Here is a 2,785-nt window from a genome sequence, read left to right as displayed (position 1 = left end):
GGGGGCACCTCATATATGAGGTGCCCCCTAATTTTTATGCCTTAAAGAATGTAAATTTAGCGGCGGGACAAACCCTATTTTTGGGGAAAATATGCAAAAAAATTTTGAGAGGATATGCATATAACCACAAAAATTAAGGAGATTAAAAATGGTTCAGGAAAACGCCCGCGTAGAAAACATGTTTGACATTCTGGCGGCATTTCATGAAAGGGTGAGGGAAATGCACATCACCGGGGATTGGCGCTATATTCTGGAGCCTTCCAACGCACATTATGACGTTTCTCAGCTGGATTCTCTCGATAGCCAGATTCAGGCTGTAACGGTTGATTACGGGCTCTATGAGCTGTTGGAAGCGTATATCACCGCTAGCGGCTGGAAGGTCGTACAGGTGCCCCTGAAGGCTAGCCTAGGCGGATACACCGACCATAACAGCGGGGTAATCACCATCAACGCACTACGCCCCCTAAGCCTCAAGGCTATCACTCTAGCGCATGAGATTGCCCATGCCCTCATGCACTCAGATATGGACATGGACGCATACCGTACCAACGTAAACGGTTGCCGCTCCATAGCTGAGACTGAGGCGGAATCAGTCGCCTATATGGTCGCTTACTGTTGGGGTCTCAAGAGCGCATCTAGCAGTGTTTCCTATGTCGCCTCATGGTCTGAGAAAGACGCTTCAATGCTGGAACGAACCACAGTGAACGTCATTGACACGGCGTTCATAATCCTCAGCGGCGCTATGGCTTTCCGCAAGAGCCACTAGCAGATGAGAGAGGGGTTTACCCTCCCCTTAGGGGGGTAAACGCCGGATATTTAGGGTTGGGACAAACCAGTAATTTCCCCCAAATAAGCACCTTACCCAACGCAACAATGACTACAAGCCCACCAACCAAAGCGCCGCAGAAAGCGCCGGTAAACAACGGCTGACCTGGCTGAACCGCCTTCCTGCAAGCCAGAACCTGAACCACCTGAACCACCTGACCGACAGCAGAAAAGCACCACACCAAAAGTACAGCAACTACGCAGCAGGCCCACCCCCTTTAGCAAAGGGACAAAAAAGCCAAAACCTCAAACGAGATACCCGAAAAACGAGAGACTGAAAGCACCAACCCCCTCACACAACAAGGAGAACATCATGAACACCTTCCCCGAACTGACCCCCATCACCGACCCCCAGAACCCCACCCCCACCGCCGTATCTGCAGAAGATCACTACGCCCTCACCCGTACGCAAACGGACACCACTACCAACCACGTAAAAACCATCCAGCTCAGCCATTACGGCACCCCCACCCAAATCCTGGCCGACATGCATACCGCCATGCGCCGCCGCGCCCACCTGCACAAAACACCCATCACCTTCCCCGCAAAACCGACCGCAGAAGATACGCTGCGTATCCTCCGTGCAACCCTGGAAGACGGCGACACCCTGAACCTTACCTGCGCCCGAGAATACTTCTATACGGTCCTGCGCTCGCTAGGGGAGAAGGACCAGGACAATAACACGACCTGGGGGCTGGCTCTGATTCCTTCGTACTACAGCACTGTCTCCAGCAGGCCCGGATATGTCCGCTACATTGTCCGCGCTGAGCTGTCCACCCGCCTTCACTTCCCGGATGCAGAACCTAAATGGTTCTGGTTCACTCTCCATCTGGGTCGCCGCTTCTACCCCGGTAAGCGTGCAGATTTGAGCCCTCACCTCTCGTATGTTGATTTTGGCGTTGAGATTCCCGGATCCATTAGCGAGGATGATCAGCGGCTCGAACAGTTCCGCCAGCACCTGTTAGCACAAGCCCCGAAGATGGCTAAGCAAGCAGCTACCGAGTTGGGGCGCCGCTACGGGGTACCTGCTGCATCCCTGCGGGTGACCTCAGACTATGATGAGACGTTCAGCGCTCAGAGCTTCCACCTCTGGGGTGCCGGTCGTATCCGCCGCCTTGCGCAGCTGGCCGAAGAATCCGATACCGCCTAACCCTTAGGAAAGGGTGGGGGTGCAACCGTGAAGGGTGCACCCCCACAACACCCCCCTTTAGCAAAGGGACAAAACTAGTTGAAACTCAGCAAGTAGCCCATGAGGCTACAGATAATGAGCGTGTACCACCTAAGGTGCACGAGAGCACTGATAACCGAAGGAGAGGCAACCATGGCCAAAACAACACGCTGCAGTCATCGCACCAAAGGATCGGTGCCCAGCAGTTCAAAAGAGCTGCTGAAACGGTGCAAGAAAATCGGGTTTCCCATTACTAGGGGAGGCTCTGGGCACCTGCGTATATGGCTTTCTGGAGAACCCTACACCGGGAGAAGTATTACTGTCCCCTCAACCAGTTCCGATTACCGTTCTATTTTGAATAGCATTATGTTTATTCGCTCTCAAACCGGTATAGACCTAAGAAATGTTTAATCTCTTAGGGGTTGAATATGTGGGTTATCGAGGATGAAAAAATGTCCCCTGAAAAAATTCAGGGGACATTTTTCAAAAATACCCGGAATGACTTGCTTTGCGAATATAACTACTGTTATATTCGTGGTGTTGAAGAGAACAGCTTCAACACCCAAGCCCGGCAATCACACCGACTATCCGGGTATCGATAACTCAATAGAGAAAGGTACATTCTCATAAATGTTACGGAAATTACCGCATTGCTCACCCCTGCAGGAGCCGCACTCGGCGGTCTCGGTGCCACCCTGACCGGCATCGCCAAGCTGATTGAAAGCTTGAAAATGCCAAAGAGCAAAAACAGTGACAAATAAGCGGTAAAAGCCTCAAGCCCGGTACTAGAGT

General features: G+C 52.2%; 3 protein-coding genes. 2 read left to right on the top strand and 1 reads right to left on the bottom strand.

The genetic code is table 11. The features are described 5' to 3' along the window. Positions 1-148 precede the first annotated feature (148 nt). Positions 149-766: an ImmA/IrrE family metallo-endopeptidase gene (locus HMPREF2942_RS00385; protein ID WP_070687882.1), complete on the top strand. Its 618-nt coding sequence runs from the start codon at positions 149-151 to the stop codon at positions 764-766. Between the two features lie 372 nt (positions 767-1,138). Then, the gene (locus tag HMPREF2942_RS00380; RefSeq protein ID WP_070687880.1) at positions 1,139-1,975 is read left to right on the top strand and encodes a hypothetical protein; all 837 of its coding nucleotides are present in this window, start codon (positions 1,139-1,141) and stop codon (positions 1,973-1,975) included. Positions 1,976-2,519: 544 nt separating this feature from the next. On the opposite strand, the gene HMPREF2942_RS09455 is transcribed toward HMPREF2942_RS00380, so the two are convergent. Next, positions 2,520-2,785 (bottom strand): hypothetical protein (locus HMPREF2942_RS09455; RefSeq protein WP_210399414.1); only part of this gene is annotated, 266 nt, incomplete at its 5' end.

This window comes from Rothia sp. HMSC071C12, assembly GCF_001813895.1.
Classification (GTDB): Bacteria; Actinomycetota; Actinomycetes; order Actinomycetales; family Micrococcaceae; genus Rothia; species Rothia mucilaginosa.
This window is presented reverse-complemented; position numbering and strand designations above follow the sequence as displayed.